Raw genomic sequence first — 3,241 nt, 5'->3', positions numbered from 1 at the left:
CGCTGGTGAAAGCGCAGTAAGCAGGGCTCACGATAAAGTTGGCGGCGACCGACTCTCCCACCGGTGAAGGCAGTACCATAGGCGCACCGGGGCTTAACGACTCTGTTCGGAATGGGAAGAGGTGAACACCCGGGCTAAAGCCACCATTGCTGGCGTTGCTAGCGTGTTCGGGCTAGCAGCAAAACCGTTGACATAAGGGAAAGAAAAAGAAGTAAAAGGGGGGACAAGCGAAGCCCTCGGTTCCTTAGTACCGCTCAGCTATGCTATTTCTAGCTTTACACCTGCGGCCTATTAACGTCGTAGTCTACGACGAACCTTTCATTGGGATGACTCATCTTGAGGTGAGTTTCGCACTTAGATGCTTTCAGCGCTTATCTGCTCCCAGCGTAGCTACCCGGCGCTGCCCCTGGCGGGACAACCGGCGCACCAGCGGCTGGTCCAACTCGGTCCTCTCGTACTAAAGTCAGGTCCTCTCAATCATCCAACGCCCACCACAGATAGGGACCGAACTGTCTCACGACGTTCTGAACCCAGCTCGCGTGCCACTTTAATCGGCGAACAGCCGAACCCTTGGGACCTTCTCCAGCCCCAGGACGTGACGAGCCGACATCGAGGTGCCAAACCTCCCCGTCGATATGAGCTCTTGGGGGAGATCAGCCTGTTATCCCCGGCGTACCTTTTATCCTTTGAGCGATGGCCCTTCCATGCGGAACCACCGGATCACTATATCCGTCTTTCGACCCTGCTCGACTAGTCAGTCTCACAGTCAAGCCCACTTCTACTATTGCGCTCTACATCCGGTTACCAAGCGGATTGAGTGGACCTTTGAAAGCCTCCGATACTCTTTTGGAGGCGACCACCCCAGTCAAACTACCCAGCAGCCACTGTTCTCTAGAATCCTAGAGTTAGGCAGCAGGCACAGTAAGGGCGGTATTTCAACGTTGGCTCCACAAGACCTAGCGGCCCTGCTTCGACGCCTCCCGCCTATGCTACACATACTGAACCCACCACCAATGGCAACCTATAGTAAAGGTGCACGGGGTCTTTCCGTCCCGTGGCGGGTACTCGGCATCTTCACCGAGACTACAATTTCACCGAGCTCACGGCTGAGACAGCACCCAAATCGTTACACCATTCGTGCAGGTCGGAACTTACCCGACAAGGAATTTCGCTACCTTAGGACCGTTATAGTTACGGCCGCCGTTTACTGGGGCTTCGATTCAAGCCTTCGCCTTGCGACTAAGCTCCCCTCTTAACCTTCCAGCACCGGGCAGGTGTCAGGCCTTATACGTCCGCTTACGCGTTAGCAAAGCCATGTGTTTTTGTTAAACAGTCGCTTGGGTCTTTTCACTGCGGCTTCTCCATCGCTGGAGGAAGCGTCCCTTCTCCCGAAGTTACAGGACCATTTTGCCGAGTTCCTTGGCCGTGATTCACTCGAGCGCCTCAGGATGCTCTCCTTGACTACCTGTGTCGGTTTGCGGTACGGGCCGAGCTAGGATACAACGTTTAGCAGCTTTTCTTGGCAGTCCTTAGGTACACTATCTGCGTGGCCCGAAGGCCGTGCAGTACTATCACCTTTCCCCTAGGTTGGCGTACTTAACTACCATCCCAATAGGTACGGGCTTTAACGAGCACTTCCGTCCGCTCGCGGTACTTTCATTCCTGCGTCCCTGCATCACTTCCTAGTCCGGGGGCCAGAATATCAACTGGCTTGCCATCGGGTACACCTGTCGGCTCTCCCTTAGGTCCCGCCTAACCCAATTCCGATTAGCGTTGAATTGGAAACCTTAGTCTATCGGCGAAGGGGTTTCGCACCCCTTTTATCGTTACTCATGCCTACATGTGCTTTTCTGGACGCTCCACCATCCCTGACAGGACGGCTTCTCCGCAACCAGAATGCTCCCCTACCACTTCATCATAAGATGAAATCCCGCGCTTCGGTGCCTAGCTTGATGCCCGCGTATTATCGATGCCCGGTCGCTCGACCAGTGAGCTGTTACGCACTCTTTAAAGGAATGGCTGCTTCCAAGCCAACCTCCTGGCTGTCAAAGCAACTGGACCTCCTTTGTTCAACTTAGCTAGAACTTAGGGACCTTAGCGGCGGGTCTGGGTTCTTTCCCTCTCGGCCGGGGACCTTAGCACCCCAGGCCTCACTGCCGTGTATGAATTTGCTGGCATTCGGAGTTCATCAGGATTCGGTAGGCTCTGACACCCCCTAGTCCTATTGGTAGCTCTACCTCCAGCAAACCTAACCACGACGCTGTACCTCAATACATTTCGGGGAGTACGAGCTATTTCCTAGTTTGATTGGCCTTTCACCCCTACCCTCAAGTCATCCAAATCCTTTTCAACGGAAACTGGTTCGGACCTCCACAGCGTGTTACCGCTCCTTCATCCTGCTCAAGGGTAGCTCACTAGGTTTCGCGTCTACCCCCACTGACTACGCGCCCTATTCAGACTCGCTTTCGCTGCGGCTGCGTGCATCTATGCACTTAACCTTGCCAGTGAGGAGTAACTCGTAGGCTCATTATGCAAAAGGCACGCTATCAGGCTACAAAAGCCCTCTAACTGCTTGTAAGCACACGGTTTCAGGTTCTTTTCACTCCGCTATCCGCGGTTCTTTTCACCTTTCCCTCACGGTACTGGTTCACTATCGGTGTCTCAGGAGTATGTAGCCTTAGCGGATGGTGCCGCTCGATTCAGACGGGGTTTCTCCGGCCCCGCCTTACTCAGGATACTGCTACCGTAAACCAGAATTGTCACCTACGGGAGTCTCACCCTCTATGCTGCGTTTTCCCACACGCTTCAGTTAACTCGGTTTAATCAGATGTTGCAGTCCTACAACCCCACAGTGGCCGTAACCACCGTGGTTTGGGCTCCTCCCCGTTCGCTCGCCACTACTTGGGGAATCATGGTTATTTTCTTTTCCTGCCGGTACTGAGATGTTTCAGTTCCCGGCGTTTGCTCCAGTCCTAAAAGGAGTGGTCATCGGTCTTCAACCGATGGGGTTGCCCCATTCGGAAATCGCGGGATATAACGAGTATGTGCCTCTCCCCCGCGCTTATCGCAGCTTATCGCGTCCTTCATCGCCTCTGAGACCCTAGGCATCCCCCGTGTGCTCTTACTTACTTCTTGCTTGCGATTCAGCGCACCGAAATGCACCTGAATTGCCGCTGCTCTGTGAGCAACAGCCCGCTTTGTATTTCTCTTTCTTATTTTCCCTTACGTCAAAGAACGTTTA

Annotated in this window: 2 rRNA genes; both read right to left on the bottom strand. The window is 53.9% G+C overall.

The window, feature by feature from the left end:
* Nucleotides 1-36: 36 nt before the first annotated feature.
* Nucleotides 37-148 (bottom strand): 5S ribosomal RNA (gene rrf, locus J4D99_RS21690).
* 74 nt (nucleotides 149-222) lie between these two features.
* A 23S ribosomal RNA gene (locus tag J4D99_RS21685) occupies nucleotides 223-3,135 on the bottom strand.
* Nucleotides 3,136-3,241: the final 106 nt, after the last annotated feature.

The sequence above is a fragment of the Hymenobacter sp. BT559 genome (assembly GCF_017571525.1).
GTDB lineage: Bacteria > Bacteroidota > Bacteroidia > Cytophagales > Hymenobacteraceae > Hymenobacter > Hymenobacter ginsengisoli.
Note: the sequence above shows the minus strand (reverse complement) of the source record. Positions and strands in the feature narration are given on the sequence as shown.